At 65.6% G+C, this 16,156-nt stretch carries 16 protein-coding genes and 2 pseudogenes; 5 read left to right on the top strand and 13 right to left on the bottom strand.

Annotated elements, in window-relative coordinates; genetic code table 11:
* Positions 1-93: 93 nt before the first annotated feature.
* A complete protein-coding gene (locus tag AC08OO_RS10180) occupies positions 94-1,194 on the bottom strand; it encodes a hypothetical protein (RefSeq protein ID WP_476609660.1) in 1,101 nt (366 codons plus the stop codon).
* 308 nt (positions 1,195-1,502) lie between these two features.
* Between AC08OO_RS10180 and AC08OO_RS10175 the strand changes: the two genes are divergently transcribed.
* Positions 1,503-1,745 carry a helix-turn-helix domain-containing protein gene (locus AC08OO_RS10175; protein ID WP_476609661.1) on the top strand — a complete coding sequence of 81 codons (243 nt, stop codon included), beginning with the start codon at positions 1,503-1,505 and terminating at the stop codon, positions 1,743-1,745.
* Positions 1,746-1,770: 25 nt separating this feature from the next.
* Here AC08OO_RS10175 and AC08OO_RS10170 read toward each other — a convergent pair whose 3' ends face one another.
* The 8 genes from AC08OO_RS10170 to AC08OO_RS10135 all read right to left on the bottom strand — a co-directional run bounded on the left by AC08OO_RS10170 (position 1,771) and on the right by AC08OO_RS10135 (position 8,871).
* The gene (locus tag AC08OO_RS10170; RefSeq protein ID WP_476618444.1) at positions 1,771-2,307 is read right to left on the bottom strand and encodes a hypothetical protein; all 537 of its coding nucleotides are present in this window, start codon (positions 2,305-2,307) and stop codon (positions 1,771-1,773) included.
* A 555-nt stretch (positions 2,308-2,862) separates the two neighbouring features.
* A complete protein-coding gene (locus AC08OO_RS10165; protein ID WP_476609663.1) occupies positions 2,863-3,486 on the bottom strand; it encodes a hypothetical protein in 624 nt (207 codons plus the stop codon).
* A 455-nt stretch (positions 3,487-3,941) separates the two neighbouring features.
* On the bottom strand, positions 3,942-4,397 hold the full coding sequence (locus tag AC08OO_RS10160) for a DUF4145 domain-containing protein (RefSeq protein ID WP_476609664.1): 456 nt from the start codon (positions 4,395-4,397) through the stop codon (positions 3,942-3,944).
* 225 nt (positions 4,398-4,622) lie between these two features.
* Positions 4,623-5,450 (bottom strand): alpha/beta hydrolase, encoded by an 828-nt coding sequence (locus AC08OO_RS10155; RefSeq protein WP_476609665.1) that lies wholly within the window; start codon positions 5,448-5,450, stop codon positions 4,623-4,625.
* Positions 5,451-5,504: 54 nt separating this feature from the next.
* Positions 5,505-6,125 (bottom strand): ATP-binding protein, encoded by a 621-nt coding sequence (locus AC08OO_RS10150; RefSeq protein WP_476609666.1) that lies wholly within the window; start codon positions 6,123-6,125, stop codon positions 5,505-5,507.
* Positions 6,126-6,133: 8 nt separating this feature from the next.
* Positions 6,134-6,481, bottom strand: a complete 348-nt coding sequence (locus AC08OO_RS10145; protein ID WP_476618443.1) for a recombinase family protein — start codon at positions 6,479-6,481, stop codon at positions 6,134-6,136.
* A 170-nt stretch (positions 6,482-6,651) separates the two neighbouring features.
* Entirely contained in the window at positions 6,652-7,146 is a 495-nt protein-coding gene (locus AC08OO_RS10140) for a hypothetical protein (RefSeq protein WP_476609668.1), read from the bottom strand.
* A 384-nt stretch (positions 7,147-7,530) separates the two neighbouring features.
* Positions 7,531-8,871: a helix-turn-helix transcriptional regulator gene (locus AC08OO_RS10135; protein ID WP_476609669.1), complete on the bottom strand. Its 1,341-nt coding sequence runs from the start codon at positions 8,869-8,871 to the stop codon at positions 7,531-7,533.
* A gap of 403 nt (positions 8,872-9,274) precedes the next feature.
* On the opposite strand from AC08OO_RS10135, the gene AC08OO_RS10130 reads away from it, so the two are divergent.
* Genes AC08OO_RS10130 through AC08OO_RS10120 form a run of 3 tightly spaced genes read left to right on the top strand, consistent with a single transcriptional unit; the run spans position 9,275 to position 11,770 of the window.
* A complete protein-coding gene (locus AC08OO_RS10130) occupies positions 9,275-9,955 on the top strand; it encodes an adenylate kinase family protein (RefSeq protein ID WP_476609670.1) in 681 nt (226 codons plus the stop codon).
* Positions 9,952-11,094, top strand: a complete 1,143-nt coding sequence (locus AC08OO_RS10125; RefSeq protein ID WP_476609671.1) for a radical SAM protein — start codon at positions 9,952-9,954, stop codon at positions 11,092-11,094. Before AC08OO_RS10130 ends, AC08OO_RS10125 begins: the two co-directional genes overlap by 4 nt.
* Before the next feature lie 13 nt (positions 11,095-11,107).
* Positions 11,108-11,770: a hypothetical protein gene (locus AC08OO_RS10120; protein WP_476609672.1), complete on the top strand. Its 663-nt coding sequence runs from the start codon at positions 11,108-11,110 to the stop codon at positions 11,768-11,770.
* Positions 11,771-11,892: 122 nt separating this feature from the next.
* On the opposite strand, the pseudogene AC08OO_RS10115 reads toward AC08OO_RS10120, so the two are convergent.
* Positions 11,893-12,477 (bottom strand): annotated as a pseudogene (locus tag AC08OO_RS10115) (carbohydrate kinase family protein); the annotation flags it as partial.
* Here AC08OO_RS10115 and AC08OO_RS10110 point away from each other — a divergent pair.
* Positions 12,439-12,693: a hypothetical protein gene (locus tag AC08OO_RS10110; RefSeq protein ID WP_476609673.1), complete on the top strand. Its 255-nt coding sequence runs from the start codon at positions 12,439-12,441 to the stop codon at positions 12,691-12,693. The pseudogene AC08OO_RS10115 and the gene AC08OO_RS10110 sit on opposite strands and share 39 nt — an antisense overlap.
* On the opposite strand, the gene AC08OO_RS10105 is transcribed toward AC08OO_RS10110, so the two are convergent.
* The 3 genes and pseudogenes from AC08OO_RS10105 to gap all read right to left on the bottom strand — a co-directional run bounded on the left by AC08OO_RS10105 (position 12,681) and on the right by gap (position 14,972).
* On the bottom strand, positions 12,681-13,118 hold the full coding sequence (locus AC08OO_RS10105) for an NUDIX hydrolase (RefSeq protein ID WP_476609674.1): 438 nt from the start codon (positions 13,116-13,118) through the stop codon (positions 12,681-12,683). The genes AC08OO_RS10110 and AC08OO_RS10105 overlap by 13 nt on opposite strands.
* A gap of 163 nt (positions 13,119-13,281) precedes the next feature.
* Positions 13,282-13,470, bottom strand: a pseudogene (locus tag AC08OO_RS10100) (transposase family protein); the annotation flags it as partial.
* Positions 13,471-13,973: 503 nt separating this feature from the next.
* On the bottom strand, positions 13,974-14,972 hold the full coding sequence (gene gap, locus AC08OO_RS10095; protein WP_476609676.1) for a type I glyceraldehyde-3-phosphate dehydrogenase: 999 nt from the start codon (positions 14,970-14,972) through the stop codon (positions 13,974-13,976).
* Positions 14,973-16,156 lie beyond the last annotated feature (1,184 nt).

Below are 16,156 nucleotides of genomic sequence, written 5' to 3'. Positions count from 1 at the left end.
TCACTGAGGGCCGAACTGCTATTACGAGCGGGAGGCTACCTAGATCAATAGTAATCGACTGGACAGCCTTTCCCGACTACGTTATCGAGTTCGCTATAACGATCCAAGCTCCCGATCAAGCACCCAGGAGAACGCCACCCCGCTCTTCGGGAATACCCAGCCGTCGTAGCGGACGCCGACCGTGGGAGGAGCGACGCCCTCCGGGCTCCGGGACACGCGCGTGGGCTGGGAGCCAGCGATGAAGTCCAGGACGTTCACGTGCCGGATGCCACAGCCTCCGTAGCTGAAGTCGACATCGACGCCCTTGCAGGGTGCGCCGAAGTCCAGGTAGAGCAGGTGGCCGTGCTGCTGGACCAGGACACGGTAGGTGTAGACGATCTTCACTTCACGTGGGGAGCCGGGCTCGACGTCCAAGGTCACGGTGAAGGACTGACCGCCGGAGCGTTTGCTCCGGCGGGTCGGCCGCGGCCGACCGTCCACAGTGAACTGAAGCAGCTCGAAGGCGTCGGGTGAGGCAGCGTCGATGCCGGCAACCGGCTCGAAGTACCAGGCTTCGGCGTTCGTAGGGTCGAGGAGCAGCTTGCGGTACTCGTCCGGGTCGGAGGTACAGGCGAAGCGGCGGGTTGCCTCGGTCAGCGTGACGCGGTACTCCCTGCGGATGGTCGCCACGAACATGCTGCCCTCGCCGGACGCCGGCCCCTTGGGCCACGGCGCGAGGTTGACGGTGACCCGCATATCCTGGCGGCGCTCAGTGGATGCTGTGACCTGGTGACGAAGGTCGGAGTAGAGATCATCGGCCAAGGCTTGGTTGCCGAGCTGGATGGCCAGGGTGTTGCGAACCACCCGGTCAAGGGTCTCCGGAGAGGCCACGTCCACCAAGGCATCCGGAGCGAAGGCGAAGCCGTCGATCACGGCGTCGCGGATGGCTGGCGCCTCCTCCTTGAGCACCTTCCGGAGACGTTCGTTGGCCCGCTCTTCTGCATCCCGTTCGTCGATGTACTGAAAGGCCACGACGATCAGGCCGCTGCCGAAGAGGGTCGAGCCGAGTTCGGAGAGCGGCAACCAGGCCAGCCATGGGGCGACGGTCGCCAGATCATCGTGCTGGCCGAGCACCAAGAGCAGGACGCCGAGAGCCGTGAGGATCACGGCCAGGAGGGTCAGCTTGGTGCGGTAGAGGCGTTGGAGCGGCGACATAGGTACAAGATCAGTGTAGCACGTTGCTGATCTTGCTCAGAAACGTGGACGGCGCGGCACCCCCGAGGAGACGGAGATGCCGCGCCGTGGACGACGGACAGAGAGTGCCTCAGCCGCCGGTACCCCCGCCGCCTCCGCCGTCGCCGCCACGGGCGCGCACGCGAGTCGCCATCATCATCACCTCCCGCAAGTCTCGCCGGCCGGACGCCGGATCACACTCAGACTAGGCGCGAAGTCATGGGACGTATATGCATGGGATGTATGTTCTCTGGGCGCAGAGGCGCTAGACATATGGGGTTGGGGTCGTCATGGCGACCCCTCCGCTGTCCGCAGCCACCCAGGTGTTCGGGGAACGGGTGCGCGCCCGGCGGCATGAGCTGGGCAAGAGCCAGGAGCAACTGGCGGATGACTGTGGGCTGCACTGGACGTTCGTCGGCCAGGTCGAGCGGGGCAAGCGGAACATCTCGCTGCACAACATCCTGAAGCTGGCCGAGGCGCTGAAGATCGATCCGGCGGAGCTTGTGCGAGAGCTGCGGGCACCGGTCACCTGACCAAGGCTGATCAGCCCAACTACCGCTACACCCGTAGAGCTTTATGACCGCTGCCCGTGCGCCGTTCCCGCGATACGAAACGAGCAATGCCGACTATCGCCCCTGTGGAGATCAGCGCCAGCACAAGAAAGGCGAGAGGAACGGCAATCTCCTGGGTTGAGGAATGCAGTGATGCGGCCACCGACAGGAACCAGCGCGCATGCTCAAGCACGTTCCAGGAGATGAGTATTTTCATCAGCAAAGCCCGTGCGGAAGATTCAGCCTTCAAAAACTGAGAAGCCGCCGCGGCCGCACTTGCCAGCAACGTCAGAAATATGAAGTAATTCGGGGCCCAGGCCAGCCGACCTAATGTCCGCTCTCCTGCGAATTCGCTACGGGCAAATCCGCCATTCACGCTGTTGGCAGTCACAAGCGGATTGACGCATGTCGGATCAACCAGGCAGTAGGGATTTGAGCGGAAGTAGTTTGAGAATGTTACTACACCAGGCTTCGCTGCCGCCGCATCATTCGCCCTAGACGACCAGGTGATAAAAAACCACCAGACTGTCGCCGTAAGCAGCACTGTGCCCAGTATTGTTGGCCAGCGCAACCAGCCGGCAGATAATCGGTCTTTCATGTCGGCCAATTATAACGAACGGGGCGGGCTGTCGTAAAGTACTAGGCCCGTCCCGCCCGCCACGTAGAGTTCCTGCTAGTTGTGGATTTGCAGCAGGTAGACACGCATATTCGGGTGCTCGAGCTGAAGCCACCTATGATCCTTCTCGGACCAAGTCCAGCCTCGCTTGAGATAGGAGTTCACCGGATGCGTTCCGGGAATACTGGCGTTCACCGTTTCCCATTCCGCGACCTCGGGATACTGGCCGGACTTAATCCCTACAACGAGTGCAAGGTGATCGAGCCCATTAACACCCTTCCCATCCCAGTCGCCTTCCCAGTCATAGGCGATGATATCGCCGGGTTGAGCTTGGGGAACGCGGTTCGAAGCCAAATTCGCCGTAATATCAGTCCAGGAAGTATTGTAGGTCTTCTTCAGATATGAAACGAGCTCGACCGATGTAGCAGCAGCTGTTCCCGGCCGATGGTTCAGGAACCCATGCCCATCACCCTCATCAGTCCACTAATCCGTCTTAGAAAGACCCCCAGACCAAAGGGCGCCACTGACAAAGAACGAACACGCTGCGTCGAAAGGTTGCGGGTCATACGCATGCAGAAGCGCCCACTGAACAGCGGCTCCCGGGTCGTAGCACGCCGGCTCTCCAGGCGTCTTATTCCCTGCTACATTGGGCGTATTGAGGTTGTGGTCACTCACCCAGCCATTACCAATATCCGGCCGACTGAGATTGCGGACGTAGTGCCACCACGTGTTATTGTTCGGGCCAGCCGGGCCGCCCCACTGACCGCAGATGAGTTCGATACTGTCGCCCGTGAAAATGCCGACCCCGGGCTTGTTGTTAGGGGTGTCCCAGCGCGGGCCGGTGCGGTAGTAGACGCCGCCATCAGCATCGACTGCCGTGTACACCAGACCGGTGGACGCAGCCGCCGGAGAAGCGGTGCTGGTCACCAGTGTGGTTGCGAACGCCAGCGAGGCCGCAACTCCCGATACCAACGAAGCACGCCGCACAGCCACCTGGCGCTCCTGATCTTCAAGAAAGCCGGCATCGATACCGACCTTATGGCTTGCATGGACTCCACTGTATTTGCTGACCAGCAGTAAGTCGCCCGCCGACCTAGCAAGGATCATCTTCCCTGGAGACCGGAAGTGCAAACCAATAACGTATCGCAACCTCCGAAGCACCTGATCGTAAGCGGTGTGGCGCTCATCCCTCACGTGGATAGGGGCGGTCCGGGCCGGGTCGAGTCCACTCTTCGCTCCGGGCATCACCCGTCGGAACAGGGCCGGGGGCAGATGCTCGGGACCGTGTACGGCTACATTCATTTGGGCGGGGACGACTAGGCCGAGGAAAATCACCTGCGCGATCAGCTATGCAGCCATGTGGCAGCTGAAGGCCTGGCACTGGCCGACGTGTTCGTCGATCGACACACGGCTCCGGCCGATCGGGTGCCAGGCGGGGGATTTCCCTGGCGTTGGATGTCGCAAGGCTTCGCATAGCTGAGCCGCATCGGCAGGGACTGCTCAGATTCCAGACTGTCTGGCACTACTGAGCGCGGGATCGGAAGCAGGAGAGTCGCGTAATGTTATGCGGCGCCAGTTGTTGGCGGTATTCGGCGCAGGACGTTGATCATATCAGCTGTCAATCGCGCATACTCCTGGGCGGCCGTGGTACTCAAACGCACTGGCTCGCGTGGGTGAACCACTTCATTTCGCAGGTTACGCAAACGATCGAGGACCTGGAACGTGTCCTGGTTGATCACCCCTGCGCGCTCCAAAGATCTAATATTGCCGAATATCGTACGCCTGTCGGGCTGAATGCCCAATCTTTCCAGCGCGGAAGTGACCTCTCGCTCAAGAATTGTCCACGCTAGCGGAATAGCCGCAGCCGGTGAGACCTCGGCGACGGCGCTGACCTCAGCCAGAAGATCGGGGGATTTACTCTCACCCTCAACGGTGGGTTCAGGGTTCGCGGCCTGTGCTTGTTCGTCAATTTTCGACAATTCTTGACGGAAGGCGAGTTCTAGGTCCTTATACTTCAAGTTTGACAGCCTGGGTAGCAGTCGAATCAAAGGCCGGCGGATCGCCAACGCGATAACGCAGACCGCGAAAGGCCAAGCCAGTGAAGAGATCACGCGAGAAGCAAATTCCAAGGCGCCCACAATACCCCCGATACGGCAGACGCTCCTCGGACAGAGCGCTGCCACCGGTATGTGATCATAGACCCTCGTACACTGAGGGAGTCCAGGGGGTCGCCATCGGCGACCCTATGCACCTGCGGGCGTCACCCATTCGGCTACGGTCCGGATCACGAACGCCTGCCACTCCTGGCTCTGGGGCTGGAGGTACTGGGGATCGTCGTGAACAGCGAAGCCGTGCTGGGAGCCTTCGACCTCCACCAACCGATGCTCGGCCGTGAACTTCTTCATGGCGGCGTACGTCGACTCGATGGGCACCAACGTGTCCTTCGTGCCGTGCACGAGCAGCGTGGGAGCGGCGATCTCCGAGATGGCCTCGTCCGGCCGCAGCCAGAAGACCTCGTTGAGGATCGGTCGGCCGTGCTTGAGGGTCGGCGTGAAGGTGATCGCGCCCTGCTCGTCCAGCGTCCGGGCGGCCTCGTCGTCGATGTGGTCGTCGTGCCAGTACGGCCGGCTGTCAATCGTGCGCCACTTGTAGTTGAACTGCGGGTTAAGCAGCACCAGCCGGGAAACGTCCGCCGGCCGCTTCGCCGCGTAGTAGCCGCAGATGCCGCCGCCGAAGCTCGCGCCGAGCAGGCTCACGTGGCTGGCTCCGGTGGCTTCCCGGACGCCGGCCAGGGCCACCCGGATGTCGTTGAGGATGGACGACAGCGTCAGCTCCTCCTGCCGCCCCTCGCTCTCCCCGTGCCCGCGGAGGTCGAAGCGCAGTGATGCCACGCCAGCCTCGGCCAACCCGGCCGCCAAGCGGGTGAAGAAGCCGCCCTCCTCGCGGGTAACGCCACCACCGTGGACCAGGACCGCGGCGCGTCCGGGGGTCACGTCCGGCGTCACCAGGGTCGCCGCGAGGTGCAACCCGTCGAGCGTGCGGAGCGAGGTCACGGTCTCGTGCACGGGCATGGCACTCCTTCTGGCGTCGCGGGGGGTCGGCCACGGCCATCCTCTGGCGAACGGTCAGCCTTGACCAGAGCTACAGCCTGGCAGCTCCGACCGGAGCGGATCACCGGGCGGGAGGTTCCAGCCCAGCGCCCGCAGGCCATCGGCGACCCGTTGCAGCACAGCCAGATCGTCGAAGATCTCGATCGGCGCTGGCGGGCCGGCGGGTGCTCGCCGACGAGGCAGTTCGGAAGCAGACGAAGTGGCAGCCGCCGGAAGTATCGGCACGGCGAGGCTGGACCACACGACCTTGCCCCCGGTGGCCGGACGGTAGAAGGCCCAGCGGCTGCTCAGGGCTGACACCAGGAGGAGGCCGCGTCCGCCCTCGGCGTCGAGGGCCGGCTCTCGGCGGACGGGCGCCGAAGCATCGGCATCCCAGACTTCGATGATCAGATCCGCGGCGGTGTGCGTCATGCGGGTGGCTATGACGGCCGCCCGGCCAGTCGAAGCGCGGCAGGCGTTCGTCACCAACTCGGACGCAAGCAGGACCGCCGTATCGATCAAGTCCGCCAGATCCCACGCCTCCAAGACCGCCGTGACATGCCGCCGCGCGAGGCCCGGTGCCGCGTGATCCGCCTCGAACTGCCGCACCACATGTGTCGGCACCACGGCGGCCGTCTCCCGATCAACCGTGGTCATCGCGCTGTTCACGTCCGCGAACCAGTGGAAGAGGCATCGGAGGCTTCCACCACGAGCACCGTGCCGCCAGCGTTACCGATCTCCACCTCGATGGCCTCGCACACCGGCGGGTGGGTGGAGAGATGATCCGCCGTGGCGACCAGAACGCCGCTTCCCTCGGTGCGCTGAAGCCTCGCCAGCAGCTCGGTCAGTCCGGGGCACACGATGCGGGCCGGCGGCGTGTGCCGGTCCACGTAGACGTCGGCCAAGGCCAGTCCCTCGGTCGCGGCATGGGCTACGAGGAGGTCGTGGAGGCGGTCTTCCTCGGCTTCGTCGTCGTCTTCCAGCCGGATGTAGCCGAACGTGGTCATGGACATCCCATTCCTCCAGCCCGTCGAGGTGGCGACGTCCCGGACCGGGGAGTCGGCTCGACCCGGCCCGGGACGTCTGTGGCAACGGTGACCGCGGAGGGGGAATGGGGCTATGCACCCGAGGTATGGGCGGTACGCGGGCCTAGTGTGGTTCGATAGCAGGACGACGACGGCACTCAGCGGGTGTCGATCGTCCCCAACCCCGCCCAGTCCGCCATCCCGGCCGTGATCAAGGACTTGACCTTGTCCTGGCCCTCCACGCGCATGACGTCGGTGAAGCATGCGCACTCCGTCAGCGGCCGGCTTTCTGCCACGCAAACGACGATGCCGGTCACCTGGAGCCCTCGGGCGGTAGCGATCAAGTTCTCGCCGACCGTCGGCAGCGGTAGCCGCCTCACCAGCTCTGCCGCGAACTGCCGCTCGATCGAGGACCGATTGAGCAGCTCAAGCGTCCGGTCAGTGACCTCAGCCAGCCCTTCGCGGAGCCGATCCTGCGCATCCAGGATGGTCCGCGCCAGCTTGGCAAGGGCACTGCACCGGCGTCCTGACCAGCTACGAGTGAGCCGCTGCCACGTCTGGTCGCTCACGTATTCGGTCGCGCGCCCAATGACGACTTCCCGAGGACTGGAGCCGGCGATCAGGCTGATGCCCGTCTCGGCGGCGGAGCTCACCCGAAGTGCCTCACGGCTCGGAGGCGACGGAGCCACGCGGCGTGGCGCTGATGATGCGGCTCTTGGGCGATGCGCCGTTGGTATGCGTGTCGTGCTGCGACGCGCACCAGCCTGACCCACTGACCCCGAAGGGTGACACCAACAGGGCTGTCCGGCCTCCTTGACGCGATTTCTGCAACTCGTGCCACGCTTGGTGGTCTCTCCACACCTAAACCCGGCCATGCGCTGAGTGTCGGATCCGCTTCGCTATGCGAGCAATAGCCAGGTTGGTTGTCCGTTGATGAAGCGAGCTAGTGCACCGCATCCTTCGAATTCAGCCCGTATGCGCTGTTGACCAGAAGTCATCCACCGAACTCGCCCAGGTAGTGGGACGTGCGCGCCTCGTTACGCCCCCATTGCCTCCCGAAACTCCCGCGGCCCCGGCCGTGACCGCCACGGCGTCAGGCTCTGCGCCACGTCCGCCAGGATGACCGAGGTACGTCCGGAGTTGGTGGCCCGTGCGATCTGCAAGGCGTCCAGAGCCACAGCGGCGGCCTCGTCGGGGTGACCGCTCAGGGCCAGGGCGGCTGCCCGCCGGGCACTGAACAACCCCGTATCCCGCCGCGACAAGGTGTCTGTAGCCAGGATGTCGGCGAAGATCCCGGCGGCCCGGTCGGGCACACTGGCTTCGGTGTAAACGGCAGCGGCGCGTAGCTGAAGCGTGATGGCAGTGAAGTGAGTTCCGGCGTCACCGCCAGTGTTCAGCGCCCGATGCGCAGCTTCCAGCTTGCGCTCGATGATGACCAACGACTCGCCTTGGGTGGCCAGGGCCAGCGCCTCCTGCTGCAACTGCTCGGCCCGGACTGCGGGCGGCGCCGTCGTGCAGGCCCGGCCGGCGGCTTCGGCCAGGTTCAGCATGCGGGCCAGTTCGCGGCCGTCGTAGGCCATCTGTGACTTCTTGACCAGCACGTATGCCTGCATCGGGACGTCCTGGGCTTCCTGCGCCCACTCCATCGCCCGGTCGTACCAGTAGGCGGCCGAGCCGGGGTCGTGGAGATCACGGTACAGCCAGCCGGCGAACTCCGCGCCGTCTGCGCCGACCGCCAGAAGCTCCCGCCGAACTTGGGGGCGGACGTCATGGGCATGGTGCTGGATCGCACCAAGGACGCCGAGCACCAGCGGTAAGACCCGCAGTGGGCCTGCTTCCCCGTCGTCGGCCTTGCAGCGCTCGAACTGCCGGGCGAAGAAGCCGACGACCGAGCCGTCCAGGTAGCGGCGGGCGTCCTCCAGCGCGGCGGCCATGCGCCGCAGCTCGTCCACGCTCGCGAAGGGTAGGAGGTGGGCGGCTTGGCGCTGCGGCGAGCCGGCGCGGCTCGTGCTGGCGATCAGGGTCTCCAGTCCGGCCGATTCGGCGGCTTCGGCGTCAATGGGCACCACAACTTCCCGACCGCCCACCACGACCGGCAGCAGGATCGACGGTCTGGCTTCAGCCGGTGGCCGCACACGCGGTTCGCCGGGCAGGTCAAACCACAGCAGCTCGGCCGGGATGCCGAGGATCTGGCTGTAACGGATGAGCTTGCTGAGTTCTTCGGGCGCGCGGCCGTTCTCGATACGGCTGAGCTGGGCCTGCGTCAGCCCGAGCCAGGTACCGACCAGCTCTTGGGACAGCATCTGCCGGTGGTACGGGTGGTGGCGATAAGCGAAGATCACCCGGCCCATATGCCAGGTGGCCAGGGCGTCGCGCATCTGGTCGAGGCGCCAGAACTCCGGCCGGACGGCCGGCGGCCGAGCGTGTGCCTCCACACTGGCGCTCTGACAGGGGCTGCACATCGGGAAGGGGTTGTCGGCGGCGAGCCGGTGGCCGCAGCGGGAGCAGTGCCGAAGCTGCTGCGCGGTCGTCATGCCCGGCCGCCCTCCCCTTGGGTGGTTGCGAGATCAGCAGAACGACCGTAACACCCGCCGTAGCTGGGTCTATGCGTCCCGCGTATGCCGGGCACCGTCCGGCGGCGTGGCCGGCGTGCTCCCAGGAACTGACGCTTGATCCGTCCTGCTCCACCAACCCGCAGTCAGCAGCGATGCCACAGCAGGGACACGCCTACCAGCCAGGCTGGCGGCCCGCTGCGGCGTCATCGCGTGAAAAGGGGTTGTCATGACCCTCGCGTTGGCCGTACCTGTCTTCGGCCCGCCGGCGGCCGGCAAAACGACGCTGACCGCGACCCTCGGCCAGATGCCGGGCCGGGCCGTCTTCCGGCTGCGGGAGCACGTGCCGGAGACCATCCTGGCGGCCACGGCCACCAGCGCCGAACGCCTCGGCTGGATCGACGACTTCACCGTGGTCACGGCGTTGCGCAGCTACATCGAGGCCACGGTGCAGGCCGGTGCGGCACACACCGTGTTCTTCGACAACTTCCCTGGTACCGGCGCCCAGGTGCGGTTCTTCCTCACCGTGTTGGAGCAGCACGCACCGGGCTGTGTCGTCCGGGCCGTGGAACTGGCGACGGACACCATGACGCTCTACCGGCGGGCCTTTCACCGCCGGGTCTGCCACCGCTGCGAACGCGACCCGATCCGCGACCCCCGGTTGCCGGCGGTTCCCAGTGCCGATGATGCCCAGCGCTGTGCCCGCTGCGGCGGCATTCTGCACCCCCGGCGTGGTGACGCACCCCGGCTGTTGCGTGCCCGTGTGCAGCGCTACCAGCAGACGGCCGCCGGAATCTGCCAGGCGTTCAGCGAGGCCGGCGTGGACGTCGTCCGGCTCGACGGCGGCACCAGCGCAGACCGGATCTTCGAGGACGTGACCGCCCTACTGACGAGAGGGAGCACTCCGTGACGACCGTCCACCTTGATCCACCGCGCCTGCGGAGGGATGACGACTACGGCCACGCCCGGATGCCGCGCCGGGCCGGCATGCCCGCCCCCGACCGGATCGAGCGCATCGCCTACGGCCGGTTCCGCAACGTCTACCTCTATATCACCGAGGCATGCCAGCTCCGGTGCGAGCACTGCTACATGGGCGAACGGCTGGATCGGGCGCTCAAGCTGACCCTGCCGCAGATCCGGGACACCCTTGCCACGTGGCGCCGGATGGGCGGCAGCAAGCTGACCATCCTCGGCGGCGAACCGACGCTGCACCCCAACTACGTGGACGCCATCCGCCTCGGGCGGCAACTCGGCTACGAGGACGTCATCACGACAACCAACGCCCAGAAGCCGGCGGCCCGGAAGTTCCGCCAGCTCGAACCGGAGGACTTCGCCTACGTCCAGGTCAGCCTCGACGGCGGCAGCGCCGAGACCCACGACCGGGTACGCGGTACGGACACCTTCGCCACCGCGCTGGAGACGACGGCCGAACTGACCGGCCGCGGCTTCGACACCCGGATCATCTGCACCGTCAACCAGGCCAACAAGCCCGACGCCCTGAAGCTGCTGGACCTCGCCGACGAGATCGGCGTGTCCCTGGTGAAGTTCCACGTCTTCTCGACGATCGGCGTGGGGCACGGCAACGCCGACATGGCCATCGGACCCGCGGAGTGGGTGGCGTTTTGCGACGACCTGAACGACATCGCGCCGGCCTACCGGGCGCGGGTCTGGTACCAGCCGACGTACGCCCGCCGCGACCAGATGGCCCGCTACGCCGCCGAGGGATACCAGGGGTGCATCGGCCGGACGCTGGACCGGATCTCGATCTTTCCCGACGGCAGGTGCTACGTCTGCTCCTACCTCTTCGACACCGACCTGTACTTCGCCCGGATGCAGGACGGCCAGGTGGTGCTGAACCGCGGTGACAACGAGTTCGACCTGTTCACCAAGCCGCTGGTCACGAGCGCCTGCGGCGACTGCAAGGCGTCGGCCTGCCAGGGCGGCTGCCCGGCCGAGGAGCTCGTCATGGGCGGGTTGTCCTGCGCCGCTGAGGAGGACATCGTGCCGGTGTGCCGGCTGTGGAAGTCCAGCGCCAAGCCCGAAGACTGAGGAGGAGACCGAGATGGAACACGTCATCGAGCCGCTGTGCGGGCTGGACTGGAACGGCATCGACGCCGTGGAGCACGCCACCCGCAAGGCGCTCACCCAGTTGGCCGACGACCCGGACCTGATCCGGGCCGCGCTCCTCGAACTACCGAACCGGCCGGAACTCCTGGCCTTGTGCGAGCACTACGACATCCTGGACAAGATCGTGCTGTACCAGGACGACGCCGGCATCCGGGTGCGGCTGCATGTCTTCCTGCCCGGCTACTTCGACCGGCCGCACAACCACCGCTGGTCGTACGCCAGCCGCATCGTGCGCGGGGAGTACCGGCACTACCTCTTCGGCGACCTCGACGTGGACGCCGAACCGGAGCCGGGCTCCCTGGCAGCGCTCCAAGTCCGGCAGGAGCAGGTGGGCGACAGCTACGCCCTGCACCACAGCATGGTGCACGCCGTGGTGGCCGAGCCATACACGGTGTCCCTGGTCATCCGCGGGCCGGCCGTGAAGGAGCGCTTCCTGGTCATGGACCGAGGAACCGGCGAGCACTGGTGGCAGTACGGGGCCGAGCAGGAGACGGCCGGCGATGCGGCCCGCAAGCGGATGACCAGGGAGCGGCTGGACGAGCTGACGGGGTTGCTGCGGGAGTGGGATCTCTTCCAGCGGACGGCCGCCGGTAGCTGACCCAGCGATTCACCGCACGCCAGCAGTTCCGCGAGATGCGGTAGCGGTTCGTGGTGGGCTCGCGCACACCGGAGCCCACCACTGGCCGAGGCCAGGGCCAAGCTGTCCCGCATCGGCCAGTCGTGGAGCAGGCCGTAGAGCAGCCCACCGGAGAACGCCGCGCCCGCGTAGTGGGTGTGGCGCACCGTGACCGGGACGGCCGGCACGGAAACAGTGACATCCGTTCCTACGGCGCACGCCCCGGCCGCCCCGGCGGTGACTACCACCCACGAAGCTCCGGTCTGGCCGAGCAGGGTGGCGGCTACGGCCGGGGCAGTTTCGTGCGCGTCGTCGTCGACGTTGGTCTGGATGATCAGATGCGGGCAGTCCCGGAGGACGGACGCCACCATCGGCGTGAGGACCGACCCGCCGAGGTTGACCAGCAGCGGCACGCCGGCCGTCCGCGTGGCCTGGATGGCCCGGATCGCGGCCGGTTCGATCACCTCGTAGCAGTCGACGTAGGCGTAGGAGGCTCCGGTCAGCCGTACAAGGTCGACGGCGGTCAGGGCCTCGGCGACACCTTGTAGGTACGGGAACCAGGTGCGCGTGCCGTCCTCGTCCGCCACGATCACGATCTGCGGCGTCGCCAGGCCGGACACCGTCTCGACGGTGGTCAGCACGCGATTCCGGTGGAGCCAGGCTCTGACCTGGTCGCCTGGCGCATCGTCACCGATGTCGTTGCCGATCACGAGTGCCGGGATGTCGAGCGCGGCCAGGACGGCGGCGACCATCGGGCCGTCGGCCGCGATGGAGGCTTCGGACCGCTGCACCTCGGCCCCGTGGTTGGCCTGCGGGAAGCGCTCGACGTTCCAGAGCGACGCAGCGGCCAGGTAGCTGAAGCAGACCACCGGGCCGCGAGGTTCGGCCACGGCTACCAGCCGTAGATCGAGAAGGGCTGACCGGCGGTGATGTGTTCCAGGGCGGCGCGGCAGTAGGCGATCAGGTGGTCCGGCAGGGCGTCCAACGGGAACCAGGCCAGCTCGCTGCACTTGTCGGGCTCGCGGTTGTCCGGCTCGCCGGCCCACGTGCGCACGGTGAAGAAGAAGGCCGCCCGGCCGCCGCTCGACGAGTTGTGCATGACGTGCGCGAACTCGACGGCTTCCGGCGCGATGGTGACACCGATCTCTTCCTTGGCTTCGCGGATGAGGGCCGCAACCACAGACTCGCCGGCTTCGAGGTGGCCGGACGGGAGGTGGTAGGCACCGTCTTCGTAGCCGGTGTTCTGGCGACGGCCGAAGAGGACTTGATCGCCATCCAGCAGGAGGAGATGGACGTCGGCAGTGAGCTGGTGGCGGTGAGAGGTGGTCATGTGCAGAAAGTAGCGGCCTCCGCTGGTCTGGGACATACGCGCGACGCATGGACAGCGCCGCCGCCAGGGGTCCGAGGGACGGCCGGCATGATGGCTTCGTCACTGCCCCTAATTCTAGTAGGGGCAGCTGTCCGGGAGAAAAAGGGCACCTCAACGGCAACCGTAACCGAACCCGCTCAGCCCACGTCGTCGCTGCCAGCCACTCGGTTACCGCCGCGATCCGGTCATGCCCGGCCGCGGTCACCGCGCACAACCAGACCGCGGCCAGCACCGGTAACGGGTAGATCCGCCCGCGAGCGGACCGATGATCCGGTACCGCCGCCAACCGTTGCCAGATCCCCGCACGCGACACGGCCTCGGCTCCCACCGCCTCGGCCGCGGCGCGCGACAATACGCCCACAGGCACGCCGCACCCCAGACCACGAAGACATAAGACACCTCCGTGATCTACAAGCGGCGTGCCTGCTTGTCTGTGAACGACACGTGGTCCCACCGGCCCGCCCGACCTACCCGTCAAAGCGCGAGCGTGCCGGAGCCTTGGTTACTTTCCGGCAGCTCACTGAGGGCTCAGGCCGGCTCTCGATGGCCGCTCTGATCTGTGCTACCGGCCCGGCCAACGCCGCCGGCAGCTCTACCGGGTACTCACCCACCACGGCCGCCGTAAGGGTGAGCGCCGTAGCTTCTCCGAAGACTACTACGCCATCCTGATCGCCGCCGCGCACCACCAGCTGCACGCCCCGATCATCCTGTGCTGGGACAATCTCAACACCCACCACAGCGCCGCCATGCGCGCGTTCCTCACCCGCCACACCAGCTGGCTCACCGTGGTCTCCCTGCCCAGTTCAGCGGAGTCCGTCATGCAGTCGCGCCGCCGACCAACTGGGTTGTGTCTATAAGGCGGTTGGAGAATCCCCACTCGTTGTCGTACCAGCCGAAGATGTGTACGTGGCGCCCCTCGATAACCTGCGTGAGCAGGGAGTCGAAGATGCATGACGCCGGATCCTTGACGATATCCGCGGAAACGACCGGGTCTGCAGTGTAGCGCAGGATTCGTGCAAGTTCACCGTCCGCCGCCTTGCGGAACAGCGAGTTGACCTCCTCCACCGTCGTCTCTCGGGCCACCCGGACGGTCAGGTCGGTCAGCGAGCCGACGGGAACAGGAACCCGCACCGAGTACCCGTCGAGCTTGCCCTTCAGGCTTGGGAGCACGAGGCCGATCGCACTGGCGGCATTGGTGGTGGTCGGGATGGTGCTGAGATTGGCCGCACGGGCGCGCCGGGGGTCGGGGTGCGGGCCGTCCTGCAGGTTCTGATCCTGCGTGTAGGCGTGGATCGTGGTCATGGTGCCGCACTCGATGCCGAGCCCGTCATCGAGCACCCGGGCCATGGGAGCCAGGCAGTTCGTCGTACACGAAGCGTTGGAGACGACCGTGTGCTTCTGGGGATCGTACAGGTCATCGTTGATACCGATGACGAGGGTGAGATCCGCGTTCTTTGCCGCAGCGGAGACGACCACCTTCGAGGCGCCGGCATCAATATGCGCCCGGGCCTTTGCTGCGTCGTTGAACACGCCCGTCGACTCGATGACAACGTCGACTCCGAGGCGGCGCCAGGGCAGCTGTGCCGGGTCGCGTTCACTGAGAACCTCGACCACGGTGTCCCCGACCCTGAGCGATGAGCCCTCCGCCGCGACCTGCTGCGGCAGCGGCCCGTACACGCTGTCGTACTTCAGCAGGTCCGCCAGACTCTGCGCGCTGGTCAGGTCGTTGACCGCGGCCACGCGGATGTCGGCACCGGAAGTGAGCAGCGCGCGGAAGTAGCTACGGCCGATACGGCCGAAGCCATTGATTCCCACAGTGATTGTCATGATTCCCGTTCTGATTGCTAGGAGCCTCGTAGCATGGGTGTCTTACTTTCGGCAAGTGTCGATATATCCCTCACATAAAAAGATCGAGGCGGTTAGTCTCCGGCGAACTTGGCGAGCGAATCAAAGCCGGCCGCACACATGACTGCTTTTTCTGTTCAAAGCTCACAGCATCGGCGGATCATTCTGATCCCGTCGCCTGGCGAGCATCTCCGCCGCATCCTTACGGACGTACCCTAGAAGTAGGGCGCGACACTCCGATGGTTCGCTGCCAGTTTCCTCGATTGCAAGTCTGGAGAACTCACCCTGTCGGACTTCCACGACACTCCAATGCTTGGCTTGGTAGAATGCATTTAGTTACGCCCATCCCCCGGGGGGTTTACCTCTCCCCTATACGGTTATGACTGTTTCCGTAACTGTGCGCGCCCCTCCAGGGCAACGTGTCACCTGCACGAGTCCGCCGGCCGGGACTACACGCAATGCGTACACCGCCAGGCTCGCCGTCGACGCGGGTGCTGCAGCTCGCCGAGGTGAAGATCTGACCATAGGTCAGATCAAACAGCTTCGAATCATGGCAGTCAAGTCGGCACGCAGCCTCAGCAGGCCAGCGCACCTGGCGTGAATCCAGTCACATAGCAGGATTTGGTAACAGGGTTCCCCGATCCGAAGGATCCTTGCGTGGCGCAGCATTGACAGTAGGTGATCACAGAGGGGTTGCTGTTGTGCTAGCCTTGGACTTCCGCCGGATTGATCATCTGTTGGTGGAGATAAGCGGGAAAGTGCTCCTGAGCAGGGAGGATCGTGCTTGCTGAGGGCCCGATCGATTCCGTATCGAGGAGCGCCTTCGCGGCGGGCCAGGGCGAGTCCCAGGCATGGATGGTTTGTCTCGTCAGTCCAGGATCTGGAGATGTTCGCCAGTTCGCCGATGCGGACGTCGGTGTTGTACCAGGTCAGCAGCCTGTCGATCATCTCCTGGATAGGGGATCGGTCTTCCCGGCGGTGTGGGCGACGACGAGGGTGTTGACCTCGTGGAGCAGATCAATCAGCCGGCTCCCCCACTTCTGGGCGCCCGGCGCGAACTCGCCCTTTAACCTCCGACTGTCACGTTGCGTGATACCTGCTGGTGTTGTGGGGTGGTTCGGCGTGTCCTCGTGACGTGGAACGATCTTCGGAAG

Source organism: Frankia sp. CeCAU1, from assembly GCF_977971845.1.
Note: the sequence above shows the minus strand (reverse complement) of the source record. Positions and strands in the feature narration are given on the sequence as shown.